Annotated in this window: 11 protein-coding genes; 7 read left to right on the forward strand and 4 right to left on the reverse strand. The window is 37.2% G+C overall.

Features of this window, described 5'->3' with window-relative positions; all coding sequences use genetic code 11:
• Window positions 1-10 precede the first annotated feature (10 nt).
• Both kdpB and kdpA read right to left on the reverse strand, forming a co-directional pair.
• Complete coding sequence (gene kdpB / locus ACFTQ7_RS04630; protein WP_386827540.1) at window positions 11-2,074, reverse strand: potassium-transporting ATPase subunit KdpB; 2,064 nt, start codon at window positions 2,072-2,074, stop codon at window positions 11-13.
• A gap of 278 nt (window positions 2,075-2,352) precedes the next feature.
• Window positions 2,353-4,056: a potassium-transporting ATPase subunit KdpA gene (kdpA, locus tag ACFTQ7_RS04635; protein ID WP_386827541.1), complete on the reverse strand. Its 1,704-nt coding sequence runs from the start codon at window positions 4,054-4,056 to the stop codon at window positions 2,353-2,355.
• 770 nt (window positions 4,057-4,826) lie between these two features.
• On the opposite strand from kdpA, the gene ACFTQ7_RS04640 reads away from it, so the two are divergent.
• The 4 genes from ACFTQ7_RS04640 (at window position 4,827) to ACFTQ7_RS04655 (ending at window position 10,720) form a co-directional block, all read left to right on the forward strand.
• On the forward strand, window positions 4,827-7,544 hold the full coding sequence (locus ACFTQ7_RS04640) for a DUF4118 domain-containing protein (RefSeq protein WP_386827542.1): 2,718 nt from the start codon (window positions 4,827-4,829) through the stop codon (window positions 7,542-7,544).
• A 132-nt stretch (window positions 7,545-7,676) separates the two neighbouring features.
• Window positions 7,677-8,381: a response regulator transcription factor gene (locus ACFTQ7_RS04645; protein ID WP_386827543.1), complete on the forward strand. Its 705-nt coding sequence runs from the start codon at window positions 7,677-7,679 to the stop codon at window positions 8,379-8,381.
• A 754-nt stretch (window positions 8,382-9,135) separates the two neighbouring features.
• Window positions 9,136-9,678 (forward strand): VrrA/YqfQ family protein, encoded by a 543-nt coding sequence (gene vrrA, locus ACFTQ7_RS04650; protein ID WP_349660368.1) that lies wholly within the window; start codon window positions 9,136-9,138, stop codon window positions 9,676-9,678.
• Window positions 9,679-9,751: 73 nt separating this feature from the next.
• Window positions 9,752-10,720, forward strand: coding sequence for a 4-hydroxy-3-methylbut-2-enyl diphosphate reductase (locus ACFTQ7_RS04655; RefSeq protein WP_386827544.1), 969 nt, complete (start codon window positions 9,752-9,754; stop codon window positions 10,718-10,720).
• A gap of 43 nt (window positions 10,721-10,763) precedes the next feature.
• Here the strand turns inward: ACFTQ7_RS04655 and ACFTQ7_RS04660 are convergent, their stop codons facing one another.
• Window positions 10,764-11,465 carry a response regulator gene (locus ACFTQ7_RS04660; RefSeq protein WP_386827545.1) on the reverse strand — a complete coding sequence of 234 codons (702 nt, stop codon included), beginning with the start codon at window positions 11,463-11,465 and terminating at the stop codon, window positions 10,764-10,766.
• A 233-nt stretch (window positions 11,466-11,698) separates the two neighbouring features.
• Window positions 11,699-13,279, reverse strand: a complete 1,581-nt coding sequence (locus ACFTQ7_RS04665; RefSeq protein WP_483869431.1) for an ATP-binding protein — start codon at window positions 13,277-13,279, stop codon at window positions 11,699-11,701.
• Between the two features lie 112 nt (window positions 13,280-13,391).
• Between ACFTQ7_RS04665 and ACFTQ7_RS04670 the strand changes: the two genes are divergently transcribed.
• The 3 genes from ACFTQ7_RS04670 to ACFTQ7_RS04680 all read left to right on the forward strand — a co-directional run bounded on the left by ACFTQ7_RS04670 (window position 13,392) and on the right by ACFTQ7_RS04680 (window position 16,762).
• Window positions 13,392-14,441 (forward strand): TRAP transporter substrate-binding protein, encoded by a 1,050-nt coding sequence (locus ACFTQ7_RS04670; protein ID WP_386827546.1) that lies wholly within the window; start codon window positions 13,392-13,394, stop codon window positions 14,439-14,441.
• 317 nt (window positions 14,442-14,758) lie between these two features.
• Entirely contained in the window at window positions 14,759-16,021 is a 1,263-nt protein-coding gene (locus tag ACFTQ7_RS04675; protein WP_349660372.1) for a dicarboxylate/amino acid:cation symporter, read from the forward strand.
• Between the two features lie 201 nt (window positions 16,022-16,222).
• Window positions 16,223-16,762: a tubby C-terminal domain-like protein gene (locus tag ACFTQ7_RS04680; protein WP_386827547.1), complete on the forward strand. Its 540-nt coding sequence runs from the start codon at window positions 16,223-16,225 to the stop codon at window positions 16,760-16,762.
• The last annotated feature ends 76 nt before the right edge of the window (window positions 16,763-16,838 follow it).

Consider the following 16,838-nt stretch of genomic DNA (forward strand, 5'->3'; position numbering starts at 1 on the left):
TAACTTCCTCCTATAACCCAAACGTATGGAATAGTGGTCCAACTAATAAATCAATCAACTTAATACCAATAAAGGGAGCAATAATACCACCTACACCATAAACGAGTAAATTTTTATTTAATAATTTTGCAGCACTCATCGGCTTATACTTGACGCCTTTCATTGCAATTGGTATTAACAATGGAATAATGACCGCATTAAAAATTAAAGCAGAAATAATCGCACTTGTAGGTGAATTGAGATTCATAATGTTTAATGCACTCATCTCAGGCACAGCAACCATTAACATAGCTGGGATAATGGCAAAATATTTTGCGATATCGTTTGCAATACTAAATGTTGTTAAGGCACCTCGAGTCATCAGCAATTGCTTCCCAATTTCTACAACTTCTATAATTTTAGTTGGATTTGAATCTAAGTCGACCATATTAGCAGCTTCCTTCGCTGCATTCGTTCCGGAATTCATGGCAAGCCCCACATTCGCCTGTGCCAGTGCTGGCGCATCATTCGTACCGTCACCAGTCATAGCTACAACTTTACCTTGTGCCTGCTCATCTTTAATAACTTGAATTTTATCTTCTGGCTTACTTTCTGCAATAAAGCTATCTACGCCAGCTTCCTTTGCGATAGCTGCTGCAGTTAGTGGATTATCTCCTGTACACATGATCGTTTTAATACCCATTGCACGAAGCTGATCAAAGCGTTCCTTGAGTCCAGCCTTTACGACATCCTTTAAGTAAATAACACCCAAAATTTTATCGTTTAACGCTACTACAAGCGGTGTTCCACCAACAGAAGATACTTGCTGAATCAGCTGTTCCATATTTGTAGGAATGTTATGACCTGCATTCATGCTTTCTTTTTTTATCGTATCATAGGCTCCTTTTCGAATTTTTGTACCATCCTTCATATCCAATCCGCTCATGCGTGTCTGTGCGGTAAATGGAATATGTTCACTTGACTTGATAATGTTTTCTTCATCGTCAGTATTCACTCCTAATTCACAAGCAAGTGACAAAATTGATTTTCCTTCAGGTGTATCATCTGTTAAAGAACTAAGCCATGCAGCTTGAATCAAATCTTTACTTTCCACCCCTTTTACTGGAAGAAATTCAGCTGCCATGCGATTGCCATAAGTAATCGTTCCAGTTTTATCTAATATTAAAGTATCTACATCTCCACACGCCTCTACGGCTCTTCCAGACATCGCAATAACGTTAAACTGTGTTACCCTATCCATTCCTGCAATACCGATTGCCGACAATAATCCTCCAATTGTTGTAGGAATTAAACAAACAGTCAGGGCTATTAATGTTGCAATAGAAATCGGAACATTTAAATAAGTTGTCATTGGATAGAGTGTCACAACAACTAATAAGAAAATAATTGTTAAGCTTACTAAAAGTGTGTTTAGCGCTACCTCATTTGGCGTTTTTTTACGACTGGCTCCCTCGATGAGCGTAATCATTTTATCTAAAAATGATTCCCCTGGCATCGAGGTAATTTCGATCATCAGCCAATCACTCGTAACCGCCGTGCCACCTGTCACTGATGAAAAGTCACCACCTCGCTCCTTTACAACAGGAGCAGATTCACCCGTTATTGCCGATTCATCTACTGTTGCAATTCCATCAATGACTTCACCATCGTTTGGAATAACCTCTCCTGCCTGAACTAAAACGATATCGCCCTTTTTTAACTCATGTGCCTGTTTAAGTATTTCAGAGCCATCACTAAGCAAAACACGAGCCTGTGTCACTGTTTTCGTCTTTTTTAATGTTTGAACCTGTGCCTTCCCCCGTCCTTCTGCAATCGACTCAGCAAAATTAGCAAATAGAATGGTAACAAAAAGAATGACAGCGACGATCGCATTATACAATCGGTCATGCTCTCCTACCTCGTTACCAAATATATTCGGAAAAAGTGTTAATAACAGTACGAACATAAATCCTATTTCTACTACAAACATAACAGGATTTTTCACCATATATGCTGGGCTAAACTTCTTTAAAGCGTCTCTCATAGAGCTTTTAAACATAGTGCCCGTAATAAAACTTTTTCTTGCTGTTTCCATAAGTGTCTCTCCTTATTAAAAATCAATTTCGCCTTGGCGTAATTGCCGCTGACGCTTTGCTTTCGCGCAGATAAACAATGCGTCCGGATTTTGAATTGTGCACGCACAATTTATTCCTTTCAAAATCCTTGACATCCGCCAGAGGCCTACACGATGTTGGTCACTCAGTCTTCGCCACAGGACGTGGCGTTCTTAGACTGAGTTCCTCTATTTCAGTAGGTATTCCACTGAAAAGGAGCCACATCCGCATTCATCTCACCACATTAAAGATAGGAGTCTTAAGCTGAATAAAGATAAAGTTGTAAGTGCTCTGTAATTGGCCCAAGAGCTAATGCTGGTAAAAACGTAAGAGCACCAATCATTAAAACGATAGCAACAAGTAAAAATGTAAAGGTTGTATTATCCGTTTTCAATGTTCCCACCGAATCCCTATGAAACATTTTTTTAGCAAGTAAAGACGCTATAGCTAGTTGAATAATAATCGTCAAATAACGTCCAAAGAACATTGCAAGCCCTGTCGTCACATTCCAAAATGTTGAGTTGTCGGCTAATCCTTCAAAACCTGACCCGTTGTTCGCAGAGGCCGATGCAAACTCATATAAAACTTGCGATAACCCATGTGCACCTGGGTTCGTTATGGCCGCTACCCCTGCTGTTGTTGTAACTGCAAGTGCTGAAAATAGTAGGATAATAGCAGGGTGGATTAATATACAAAGAGCAATTAACTTCATTTCCTTCTCTTCGATTTTCTTGCCTAAAAACTGAGGTGTTCGACCAATCATTAAACAGGCGATGAAAATTGTCAGTAGCACATACATCATTATGTTCATCAGGCCGACTCCTTTGCCTCCAAACACAACATTCAGCATCATATTAAACATCGGGATAAGACCACCAAGCGGTGTTAATGTATCATGCATATTGTTAACAGATCCCGTTGTAAAAGCTGTAGTCACTGTTGTAAACAACGCTGATTGCGCTACCCCAAAGCGCATCTCTTTTCCTTCCATACTTCCAAGCTCCTGCGAAATTCCGAGCTCACTAATGATTGGATTACCCGCTCTCTCAGCCACATACACAGTCACCAATCCGACTAGGAACAGCACACTCATCGCCGCAAAAATGGATAGCCCTTGTTTGCCAAATATCGTTTTCTCTTTTCTATGTGCGACCATTAAACTAAATGCAACTATACAAGCACCAGGTAATAACATCATAGATAGCATTTCCACAATATTAGAAATGACCGTTGGATTTTCAAAAGGCGTCGTTGAATTCGCTCCATTAAAACCACCACCATTAGTGCCTATATGCTTAATGGATTCAAGAGAAGCCACAGGCCCAAGTGCAATATCTTGAACTTTACCTTCTATTGTTTGAACAGTTTGATTCGCACTTAAGGTTTGCGGAGAACCTTGAGATACTAAAATAATGGCAATAACAATAGATAAAGGCATTAACACACGTGTAATAACACGAACAAAATCTACAAAGAAATTTCCTATAGTATCTGTTTTAGCAACAAGGCGACGGCAGAACGCCATGCAAGCGGCATATCCAGTAGCTGCAGATGTAAACATCATAAAGATAATGATTAACATTTGAGATAAATAGCTAAGTCCTGATTCGCCACTATAATGTTGAAGATTCGTATTCGTCATAAAGGAAATAATAGTATTAAACGAAAGTGTTGCTTCCATATTGTCAATATCATTTGGGTTTAAAAACAGCATAGCTTGAATGCGTAATAGAACATATCCAATAAACACCATAAAAGCGTTCGACAAAATTAACGAAAGTACATACTGTTTTCCAGTCATATCTACTTGCTTAATGCCACTTAATTTATAAATAACGGCATCAAATCTATCCATTATTGGATCAAGCCATGTTTTTTGTTGCATCGTCACCCGAAATAGATAGTGCCCAGTTAAAATGACGATCGGTAAATAAATAATTAATACGATGGCGATTTGCCACATACCGCAATACCTCCTACAAGCCTATTAATAGTTTTCAGGATAAAGTAATGCATGCCCTAAATAACCGAAAAGGAACACAAGTACAATCCCCATAATAATCCACATTTTTATTCCCCCTAATGTGTTGATTAACCATTTTTATCCCTCTAATTATTTAGAAGGCCCTGATTTCCGCTACGGGCTACTCGCTTTGTCGCTGACGCTTCACTTTCGCACAGAGCAAGGCTTCCTGCGGGCGAGCGCCGAGCCGCTTCCTCCGCTGGTGTTGTTGCTGTCACTACGCTTTCGCAAAGATAAAACATTTGCTACCGCTACGTTAGCACTTCGCTTTCGCACAGAAAACATTCGCTCCTTGCGGGGTCTCATCTGTCTCGCTTTCCAGCGGGAGTCGAGTAGCCCTACGCTACAATCAGTTAAAATAGGTATACACTAGCAAAATATCAACAAAAAATTCTTTTATCAGCCAATAATTAAACCTACATTTTCTTAATTAATACGCCTGTTATTCCCCCTTACTTTTCTTCGACTAGCTTAAAGCACCATGCGGTTAACGCATAAAGACATACAAAGCTTAAGATGAGTACGCCAATCATATAAAAGTCCATCAATTCGAAACACCCCTTCTCTCTTTTGGATGCTCTCATCATACTGACTTTCAAATTAATGTAGTGTTAGGAAATCGTTTTTTCTATTAAGAAACTATAAAGAGAGAAAATCTTAATACTTTCTTAATGGAAGATAGCGCTATAATACAATTGAGGTGAAAGAGGATGGAAAATACACGTCCAACTCCAGAGACGTTTTTAGCGAGGCTTCAACAGGAAGAACAATTTATAGGGAAATTAAAAATCTTTCTTGGTTATGCTGCTGGAGTAGGTAAAACTTATGCAATGCTAGATGCAGCACATCAAGCACAAAAACTTGGTAAAGATGTGGTAGTTGGCTATGTAGAACCACATCCTCGTCCAGATACGTTATCTTTACTTGAGGGACTTGAGCAAATCCCTACGAAAAAAATAATTTATAAAGGTAAACCTTTCCAGGAATTAGATATTGATGAAGTACTGAAGCGTAAACCGGAAATTGTCCTTATTGATGAATTGGCACATACCAATGTTCCAACGATGCGTCACAAAAAACGTTTTGGAGATGTAGAGGAATTACTTGCAAAGGGCATTCATGTATATACAACAGTAAATATTCAACATATTGAAAGTCTACACGATATTGTAGAGGAAATAACCGGAATAAAAGTGCGGGAGCGTATTCCAGATTATTTAATTGATCAAGCTGCACAAATAAAAATTGTCGATATTGAACCAGATGAGTTAATTCAACGCCTACAAGAAGGCAAAATTTATGTAAAACAACAAGCTGAAAAAGCATTGCAATCTTTTTTTCGTAAACAGAATCTAGTATCACTTCGAGAAATTGCACTACGAAGAGCTGCAGATACGATTAACTATAAACAGGTAAACAGCAGTGAATCTATGAAAAATCCTATACAAATCGAAGAGCATTTACTTGTTGGTATTAGTAGCTCTCCTACTAATGCTAAGGTTATTCGAACTGCCGCTCGACTTGCACAGGCATTACATGGAAAATTCACCGCTCTTTACGTACAAAACGTACAGGAGCATGATAAAAATAACGCAAATTCAGAACGACTTCAGCAGCATCTGAAGCTTGTTGAACAGCTTGGCGGCCATGTCGTAATAGTTCAGGAAGATGATGTAGCTGCTGCCCTTGCCAACTATGCACAAATTAGTGGTGTCACCAAATTAGTCATCGGTAGAACTAGTATGAGAAAAAAATGGTGGCGACCAAGTACAAAAATTAGTGATCGACTCAACGAATTTGTACCGAATTTAGCAATTCACATAGTGCCTGATCAGGAAAACGAACAATTCTATTTCCCTACTGTAAAAAATAAGTTGTCATTTGAATGGCTTGACTTATTAAAAATGGCTATAGTATTTGGCATAGTATCAGTTGTTGGGCTATATTTTTACAAAATTGGTGTAAGCGACTCGAACATCATCACTATCTACATTTTAGGTGTCTTAATTCTTGCCATTTGGTCATCAGGATGGATGATGAGCATTATTAGCTCCATCATAGCTGTACTGCTTTTTAATTACTTTTTTACAGAACCACGTTTTTCATTTAACGCCTATCATCGTGACTATCCGATGACCTTTGTTATCATGTTCCTTTCAGGAGTGATTACAAGTAGCTTAACAAAAAAAATAAAGGAGCAAACTATTGTAGCTGTTCGTAAATCTTATCGAATGGAAGTGCTCCTTGATACGAATCGCAGGCTTCAACATGCTAAATCTATAGAAGAAATCATTACTGAAGGCATGTCACAAATCGTTAAGTTAGTAGAAAGACCCGTTCAATTTTTTGAAATAGAAAATAATTTAATTGTGAACTCAATTTTTTTCCGTACTGAAAGCATATCTAGTATTGAAAATAATAAAATAGCTTCTTTCTTTGAGAATCCGAATGAACATGGTGTAGTAAGCTGGGTTATCAATAACAAGCATGTAGCAGGTGTGTCCACTGATATATTTCCTGAAGTGAATGCCTACTACTTACCGGTTATTTCAAACAGGAGTGTTAAGGGCGTGATTGGTATTGCACTGTCAAAACAATCACCATTACCTGCATTTGAGCGAAATATTTTGCATGCCATTATCAATGATTTTTCATTCGCCCTTGATAAATGGTATTTACAAAAACTCAATGAAGAAGTAGCTAGAGAAGCTGAAATGGAACAAATACGAGCAAACCTTTTGCGTGCAGTTTCTCATGATTTAAGAACACCGCTAACTGCTATTTCTGGTAATGCAGATATATTACTATCAAATGCATCCCAAATTCGAGAGGATGAAAAAAGCAAAATATACGAGGATATTTATAAAAATTCGAAATGGCTTGTACAAATGGTTGAAAACTTACTTGCTGTGTCTAAGTTAGAAGATGGACAATTTGCTTTAGAGTTACAAATGGAACTTGTAGAAGAAATTATTCAAGAGGCACTAACACATGTTGTTCGTCTAAATAATACCCATGAAATAACCTATCATATTGAACCTGAATTTGTATTTGCTTTAATGGATGCGCGACTTATTATTCAAGTTCTCATTAATATTATTGATAATGCATTGACCTATACACCATCAGGTAGTGTTATTACTATACGGGTAAAAGAATCTGAACATTTCGTACACTTTAGCATTTCTGATGATGGACCTGGCATTGATGATGCTATAAAAAGCAGCCTTTTTGAGCCATTTACAACTGGAAAAATACAACGTAGTGATAGTCGAAGAGGTCTGGGTTTAGGCTTGGCTCTATGTCAAACAATTTTAAAATTACATGGAAGTGAAATAACAGCATCAGATAATAAACCAAACGGAACGATTTTTAATTTTCCACTGAGAAAAAGCTCTTTACCAAAAGTTAAGGATAACATTTATTAAATTGGGCGACTTTTTTGGGATCAGCGTCATAGGCGGGATTCTGATTAACCCCCTTTGTAAGCGCACAATCGCAACAGAAATAACTCCCATCCGCGTTATGGGGATGAGCTGAAAAAGGAGTAATGAAATTCGATGAATAAACGAATTCTAGTAGTAGAAGACGATGTAGCTATTGGAAATTTAATTAAAATGACATTAGCTACTCAGCAGTATGAATTCGACATTGCACGAGATGGTAATAGCGCTCTACAAAAGGCTCTTGCCATGAATCCAGACGTATTTATATTGGATTTAGGACTACCAGACATAGACGGTGTAGAGCTTATAACAAAGATTAGAAGCTGGACTCAAACACCTATTATCGTAGTTAGTGCACGTGGCGAAGAGCACGATAAAATCAATGCTTTAGATGCTGGAGCAGACGATTATGTTACAAAGCCCTTCAGTGTTGAAGAGCTTTTAGCCCGAATTCGAGTAGCTTTGAGAAGAATGTTGTTCGAGCATCAGCTAGAAAACGAACCATCTGTCTTTGTAAATGGGAATTTACAAATAAACTACGCGGCAAATACTGTGTTTGTAAATGGTAAAGAAGTACATTTGACGCCTATTGAGTATAAGCTCTTGGTTGTTTTATCAAAGCATGTCGGCAAAGTATTAACGCATAATTTTATTTTAAAGGAAATTTGGCACAACGTACTTCAATCGGATGTTCCAAGTTTAAGAGTTTTCATGGCTACTCTTAGAAAGAAAATAGAGGATAATCCAACTAACCCAAAGTTAATCCAGACACATGTCCGCGTTGGGTACAGAATGCTTCGTTGTCATGAAGAAGAATAGGATTCGACCTTTCTTAACTTTGCTAATCGCCATTGCTTTAAACAGGGTATTTATTATTGATTGACTTGATAAAAACGATTTTTTTGAAAATGATTATCACTTACTTCAGTAAAGGTATCAAGGTATTTATGCTGCTATTCATGCCTAGACCGTACTCAACAACGTTTTATATTAACCTATGATGACCTAATTGAAGAAGCTATCGCAAAAATTGAAGCATTATTGCATATTCTTGACATACAAAGAAGAGGATGTATCATTCATTTTTTAATGGGACATGAAGCTGTTAATGCTATTTGAAAGACAAGAAATACTTTGAACAGTTAGCTAGGATGCGTGATACTATAAAGAAGCAAATAGATGTAAATAAAGGCTATTACTAAAAAACATGGTTTCTATATTTATAACAGCCCTCTAACACTTGTGTCCCTCCTTCTAAACAGAGAGATATTTCACATAAATGAATTTGTAGAGAATATAGCGAGGTAATTCCAAATGTAAAAATTCCATTGGAACTATCTCGCTTTTTTGTGAGCCTTAAAACAGTGATGAACCTCTTAAATTTATTCATTTCTTCCTTCTGATCCCCCTTCTTCACTTAATGCCTTGCAACAGCATTAATTTCTTGATGGTCGCAGATTTACAATCGCCCTAGTTATTTTTTTGTGTGTCGAACGCTAACTTACCCTTCTGCATATCATATTTATAATCAGGTATGTCATCAATGATAAATCACTATTGAAAGGAGATCGTTATGGTATTTAGACCACCTTATCAGTTCCCAATGTATCCTGGTGGCATGGGGATGCCAAGAATGCCCATGCAAATGCCGATGCAAATGCCAATGCAAATGCCTCCACAGATGTCACCACAGTCCTTTTTCCCGCCCGGAGGCTTCCCAAATCAAGCACGAATGCCGGGTGGCTTTCCAATGTCTAGTGGAATAGGATCATTTGGAGGACAAATGCCAATGCCATCTATGCAGGAACCGTCAAAAATTGGTTCATTTCTACAACAGGCGAATAGCTTATTTAACTCAGCGAAAACATATACGCCTTACATTCAGCAAGCAATGCCAATGGTGAAAAATATTCCGTCACTTTTAAAATTGTATAAAGGATTTCAAGGTCTTCCTTCTGCAGGAGCTGCCGCAGGGGCTGGAGCAGTAGCAGCTGAAGCAGCAGCTAGTGGAGGAGGAGGTTCTAGCAAAAGTCGAACAGCTTCTCGAGAAAATACATCATATACGCCAGCTAATCCACTTCCGTCTAAGCCTCGTATTTTCCAGCCACCTATGTAAATGAAGGTTTCTTTGTATTCGCCGTTCCTGTCCGTTATAATGTAGATAGGTAAGCTTGAAAGGAGTCACAACCATGCAAGTATTAAAAATTAATCCACGTGGCTATTGCTACGGTGTTGTTGATGCGATGGTCATCGCTCGAAACGCCGCATTAGATAAAACATTACCAAGACCTATCTACATTTTAGGTATGATTGTGCATAATAAACATGTCACGGATGCCTTTGAAGCAGATGGCATCATCACATTAGATGGCGAGAATCGTTTAGATATTATTGAACAAGTTGAAACTGGCACTGTTATTTTCACAGCGCACGGTGTTTCACCTGAAATTCGTGAAATTGCGAAGCGAAAAGGCTTAGTATCCATTGATGCTACATGTCCTGACGTAACAGTTACACACGATTTAATTCGTGAAAAATCATCAAATGGCTATGATATTATTTATATCGGTAAAAAAGGCCATCCTGAGCCAGAAGGAGCTATTGGCGTTGCACCTGATCACGTGCATTTAGTGCAATCCTCCACTGATATTGATGCATTAAATTTAACGAATGATAAATTACTAGTAACGAATCAAACGACGATGAGTCAATGGGATGTCGCTCATTTAATGGATAGTTTAAAAGAGAAATTCCCACATATTGAAGTGCATAAGGAGATTTGTTTGGCAACCCAGGTACGTCAGGAGGCAGTTGCTCAGCAAGCCGGGGAAGCAGAATTACTTGTTGTTGTTGGTGACCCAAAATCCAATAACTCAAATCGTTTAACACAAGTATCTGTTGAAATAGCAGGTACACCATCATATCGAATTTCAGACGTTTCTGAGCTAAAAATTGAATGGTTAAAAGGCATTAATTCCGTCGCTGTCACTGCAGGTGCGTCAACACCAACACCAATTGTAAAAGAGGTTATTTCATTCCTTGAGCAATTCGATGAAAATGATGAATCAACACATGACATTAAGCGTACAGTTACATTAAATAAAATTTTACCTAAAATTAAAACGCCAAAGCCTGTTGATAAAATTATGCCGTACTAACTGAAAAATCCTGATTGTCTGTTTCGACAATCAGGATTTTTCATTATTTACTAAAATAATAGTTGACCGGACGACCAATGCCACCATAATGTACATCCATCGTAATTTCCTTTTGCTTTTCTAAATAATCTAAGTATCGTCTTGCTGTTACGCGTGCAATACCTACACCACTGGCAACTTCTTCGGCCGATGCTCCTTCTACAGATTGCAAATAGTGCACAACTTTCTCTAGTGTTGCACGATTAAAACCTTTAGGTAAACTTTTTTCCGGGCGTACGACATTTGTTTGCTGCACCTCATTATGCCCATCATGATAATGGAATAATTGATCGAGCTCCCCCTGTGTTAACTCACGCTCTATTTGTATTTGCTTTTTGAAGCGCAAATAATTTTCAAGCGTGCCTTGCACTCGTTCAAATGAAAAAGGTTTCATAATATAATCAAAGACGCCAAGATGAAGGACCTGTTTTACAGTTTCCATATCATTAGCAGCGGTTACCGTAATTACATCTACTGGTAATTCAAGTTCACGAATTTTTCGTAAGCTTGTCACTCCATCCTGCTCTGGCATGAAAATATCCATAAATACTAATTCTGGTTTAAGTTTTCGAATTTGAGCAATCCCCTCTACTCCATTTGAGGCTTGTCCAATTACTTCAAAACCAGCTATCTTTTCAATAAATTGGCGATTAACTTCTCGCACCATTGGATCGTCCTCTATTAATAAAACCTTTGTTTGTGTCACTGTTAGCCCTCCATACACTCTGTTCTATCTCTAAATGTGTAAATTTTCACTAAAGTATGCTTCTAAAGAAAGTCACACCGTTCCCATAAAATTTTTCGCTTCTACTTCAATTATAAATACTTAAATCCCTTAACTTTCCACTTCCTAGAACGTCAAATGAACCATTAGTAGTTGCCCAGGCTTTACTCTAATAAAAAAACAATTGTCACTCTCAGCCTTTGGTAATACGCCTATTAAGTATGGTAAAAAGTTATTAAAAAGCTTGTTCCCTTATTCGGCTCACTTATGACTTCTATTTCCCCCTTTCCTTTTTGTACAATTTCTTTTATTAAATAAAGTCCAATGCCTCGACCTTTTTTCTCTTTTGTTGAATAACCGTTATCAAAAATATGTGATTTTACTTCATTTGTCATGCCTATACCATTATCTGTTACTAGGATTGCAAGCACATCCTCATCCTCATCAACAGAAACATGGATCAATTTTTCTTCAATTTGTACATCCTTTAATGCATCAAAAGCATTTTCAATTAAGTTACCAAATAAAATAACAAAATCATGATGGTCTAAATTGTTAGGAAAAGTTGTCAAACGGCTTTCTCTATCAATTTCCAGTAGAATTCCCTGCTCTTTCGCATAGGAAATTTTACTAAGGAGAAGCCCTGAAATATTTTCATTTTTAATCCGTTCATTTAAAAAGTTTGTAATTTCATCGTGTTCTTCTTTTACTTGCGTTAAGTAAGTTAGTGCTTGTTCCTGATGTCCAAGCTGCAAAAGACCAGCAATTGTATGCAATTTATTTTTATGCTCATGTGTTTGTACGCGTAATGCTTGTACGAATGCCTTAACACCCGTTAATTCCTCTGCAAGCTTTTTCACTTCAGTACGATCCTTAAACATGGCCACAGCGCCAACCGTTTTTCCATTAACTTGTATAGGAATACGATTACTCATAATACTGTGATCATTAATATAGAGCTCACGATTGAAAATAGGTTGATCTAGCTCCAAAATTTCCGGTAGTCGTGTATCCGGTAATATATCAAAAATTTTCTTCCCTATTAATGTTGATGGTTGTTTATGTACACCTAATATTTCACATGCTTTTTCATTAAATATTGTGATTGTCAATTCATTATCTATAGCAATAATCCCTTCATGCATTGCGTTAAAGGTTTCTGTTCGTTCTACATACATTTTAGCAATTTCATGAGGCTCTAACCCAAACATTTGCTTTTTCATATGAAGGCCTAACGTATGAGCCCCCCATGCACTAAAGAAAAGAGACAATAAGATTGTAATGATTAATTCTGTTTGAATCGATTGTAGTAACTCCGCAATAGTTAAAACACTATAGCCTACTACTACTACACCAATTTGTTTTCCTTCTTTACTCATAATCGGGACGAATGCTCGTATCATATCTCCATGTTCACCATGTGCAATAGATGTATAATAATGCTCAGAAAACGCTGCATTTAGATCACCTGATTGCGAAACTCGACCAATTTCTTCTGTTTTTGGATGTGAATACTTGCGCCTTTGCATATCAAGGACAACAATATACTGCGCTCCGTTTATATCACGTATTTCTTCCACTACAGGGTTAATGTGTTCCGTAGCCTCGTTAAAATTATTATTTGCAATGTACGTTTTCAGCTCAGGAAGCTGTGATACTGTTTTTGCGACAAGCAGCGCCTGATTTCCAAGCTTATCTTTTTGTTCATTCATGACATACCCTAGCAAAAATGTACCACCTATACTAAAGGAGAGCATGAGAATAAAAAAAGTCAGAGACATAATTTTTCTCTTCATCGATAATTTTTGAAATTTCAAGATGTACGCCTCCCTCCTACTATATTTTAGCTTACTCCATATGTTAGAATAACAAAAACATCAGAAAATACGAATAAATTGGGTGTAATTGATGAAAAAATTTATTATTGGAACAATAGTAACCGTTTTATTATTAACGATAGCGATTGGTGTTCAACAAGGCTTACTATTCGCCAAGCCTCTTCCCTATGACGATGAGCAAAAAGGCTTGGATACACAAATAACGATTCACTTAAGTCATGTGGTAGCTGAGAATACACCAAAAGGACAGGCGGCAAGTAAATTCGCCGAACTTGTTCAGGAAAAAACAAATGGTGAGGTGAAGGTACACGTCTATCCAAACTCTTCTTTGTTTAATGATGAAAATGAGTTTCAGGCTTTAGAAAATGGAGAAGTAGAAATGATTATCCCTACTTTTTCAAAGATGACATCCTATATACCAAATTTGCAGGTTCTTGATTTACCTTACCTTTTTAATACGGATGATGAGGTCCACGAAGTTCTTACAGGTTCGATTGGTGAAGAATTGTTAAATGAGCTTGAACCTTTTCATATAAAAGGACTAGGTTTTTGGCATAATGGCTTTAAACATTTAACTACTGTCAATCACCCTATTCGTACATTTGAAGACTTAAAAGGCCTACGAGTCCGTACAATGCCAAGTAAAACGCTTGAAAAGCAATTCGAGGCTGTTGGGGCTACCCCAACTCCAATTTCCTTTAGCGAGGTTTTTACTGATTTAGAATCGAAAACTATTGATGCTCAGGAAAACACAGCGTCAAACATTTATTCTAAAGGTTTCTATAAGGTGCAAAAGCATATGACATTAACTAAGCATGGCATTTTAGGATACGCGGTTTTAATTAATGATAAATTTTGGAAATTTTTACCTCCAAAAATCCAAAAACAGATTATGGAGGCTATGAAAGAAACAACAGACTGGCAATTTGAACAAGCTGTAGAAATGAACAAAGAAGATTTACAAAAACTTGAGCAGCAAGATAATTTTGAGATTTATACGATGAGCAATGAGGAACGACAACGTTTTAAAGAAAAACTAGCACCTGTCTATGATTTTTATAGAAACAATGTACAAAATAACGATGTTTTATCGGAAATAGAAAAAATTGTATCTCCTTAAAGTGAGACTGTTAAACAGTGAGGTTTCTTCACTGCCTATTAATATGAAATTAATAATTTTGTTCATTAATGATGAAATCCTCACTTTCGTGGGGATTTTTTTCTTTTGTATTATAATAGATTCCAAAATTGCAAATCTACTATAAAACAGCCCCAAACCCTTACTATGACTAGTTTTATCGGCCCTCCGACTAAAAATGAACAAAATGAACAATAGAAACATTACGGTCATAAAAACTATTGTCGGAAAATTTCAGCTATGATAACCACATGAAAGCGTTCACATAATATTCATAAGTAGTGTAAGGGGAGAACTTTATGCGTATAAATTTTAAAAACTTAACTGTACAAGTACTGATTGCCATTGTGCTAGGTATTATTGTAGGTGCTACGTTCCCAGAATTCGGAGCGAAGTTGAAAATATTAGCAGATATTTTTATTAAATTAATTAAGATGTTAATAGCTCCTATCATTTTCTTAACAGTTGTTATTGGAATTGGTAGTATGGGTGATGTAAAAAAAGTTGGTAAAATTGGCGGGAAGGCATTAATTTATTTTGAAATTGTCTCTACTTTCGCACTTGCGATCGGCTTAATCGTTGTCAATCTTGTACAACCTGGTAAAGGATTTAATACAGCAGCTGCTAACGGTGCAGACGTTTCTCAATATACAGAGGCGGCAGCCGCTACAGAACATGGTATTGGTGCATTCATTATGCAAATTATACCTGATAATGTTGTAGGAGCACTTGCAAATGGAGAGTTATTACCTGTTTTATTCTCAGCTGTTTTATTTGGCGTAGCTGCTGCTGCTATTGGTGAACCAGCTAAACCAGTTATTACATTTTTCGAACGAGTAGCAGATATATTCTTTAAAATTGTTAATATGGTCATGAAGGTTTCCCCGATTGGTGCATTTGGTGCAATGAGCTACACAATCGGAAATTTTGGTCTTAAATCACTTGGAAACTTAGGATTTTTAATGTTATCCGTGTATATTACAATGTTTATCTTTATCGTAGTGATCATTGGTCTTATTTCACGATACTTCGGATTTAGTATTTTTAAGTTTATTAAATATATTAAAGATGAAATTTTTATCGTTATTGGGACATCATCATCAGAATCTGCATTGCCTTCGATGATGCGCAAATTAGAGAACTATGGTTGCTCAAAACAGGTCGTTGGTCTTGTCATTCCAACAGGGTACTCCTTTAACCTTGATGGCACGTCCATTTACTTATCCATGGCGGCTATTTTTATCGCACAAGCTTATGGAGTTGATTTAGATGTTTGGCATCAAATTACATTGCTTGCTATTTTAATGCTAACATCTAAAGGCGCAGCTGGTGTAACAGGCTCAGGCTTTATTACGCTCGCAGCAACATTAGCAGCATTCCCTATGATTCCAGTGGAAGGGATTGCACTTTTAATCGGGGTCGACCGCTTTATGTCTGAGGCTCGCGCCGTGACAAACTTAATTGGTAATGGTGTAGCAACTGTTGTCGTGTCAAAAATGGAAAAAGAATTCGATCCAGAACAAGAAAAACGTGCCCTTGCAGGAGAAGTCACAACTCAATAATAAAAATAAAGGCTGTCCGAACGTGAAAATTTCGCATGATCGGTCAGCCTTTTTTATTGTTAAACTTTATTTATTTAAAAAAACTTACGCATTTTATCATTCATTTGTGATTCCTCTCTCTAACTGTCTATCAAAATTTTTGTTGAAGGTGAAACCTGGGGTTATGCTTCCCCGTATAGTAAGTAGATTGGAGGCTTTTTTATGACTACATTTACCCTTACCTATCCAAAAGCTTTCGAAAGCTTTGCAAATATCCCTATTGTGAATGAACAAAATGAGACGGTTTGTCTGCTACAAAAGATAGAACGTTCATCTATTGGAAAAGTAATCAACGCTGTAATGTTAGTTGCTGCACAGCAGACATTGCCACATCGCTATGAAACTCGTACTACTTTAGGGGCACCGCTTTTTCAAGTGCAATTTACACCATTAACAAAGGGTGTTAGCCATCAGCTTATTATGCCGGATGGATCCATTTTACCGATACAACGGAAGACGGTTCAATTACTTGAATCCTCCTACGCCTTTACAATGGATGGACTCGCTTTTCGCTTTGAAAAGGATTTTACTTCAACCGCCTATTTGTATTGTAATGATGAAAAAATCGCAAGTGCTAGTACTATAGAAACTGAACTTGTGCGTATTGGAATATCTTTTAAACTTTTTAACTCTGACGATACGCTCTTTGTTGCTTTGCTAGCAACTCTGTATCAGGCTTTATTCTCAATGAGTAATAAGTAGGCTCCTCACCAAAACGGTGATTCGGTTCCATTCCAATTGGACACTTTCCTAGGGGTTTCAGTCGCAAATTCCTAGG

It is taken from the genome of Lysinibacillus sp. NPDC056959, from assembly GCF_042674095.1.
In the GTDB taxonomy this organism is placed as follows: Bacteria; Bacillota; Bacilli; order Bacillales_A; family Planococcaceae; genus Lysinibacillus; species Lysinibacillus zambalensis.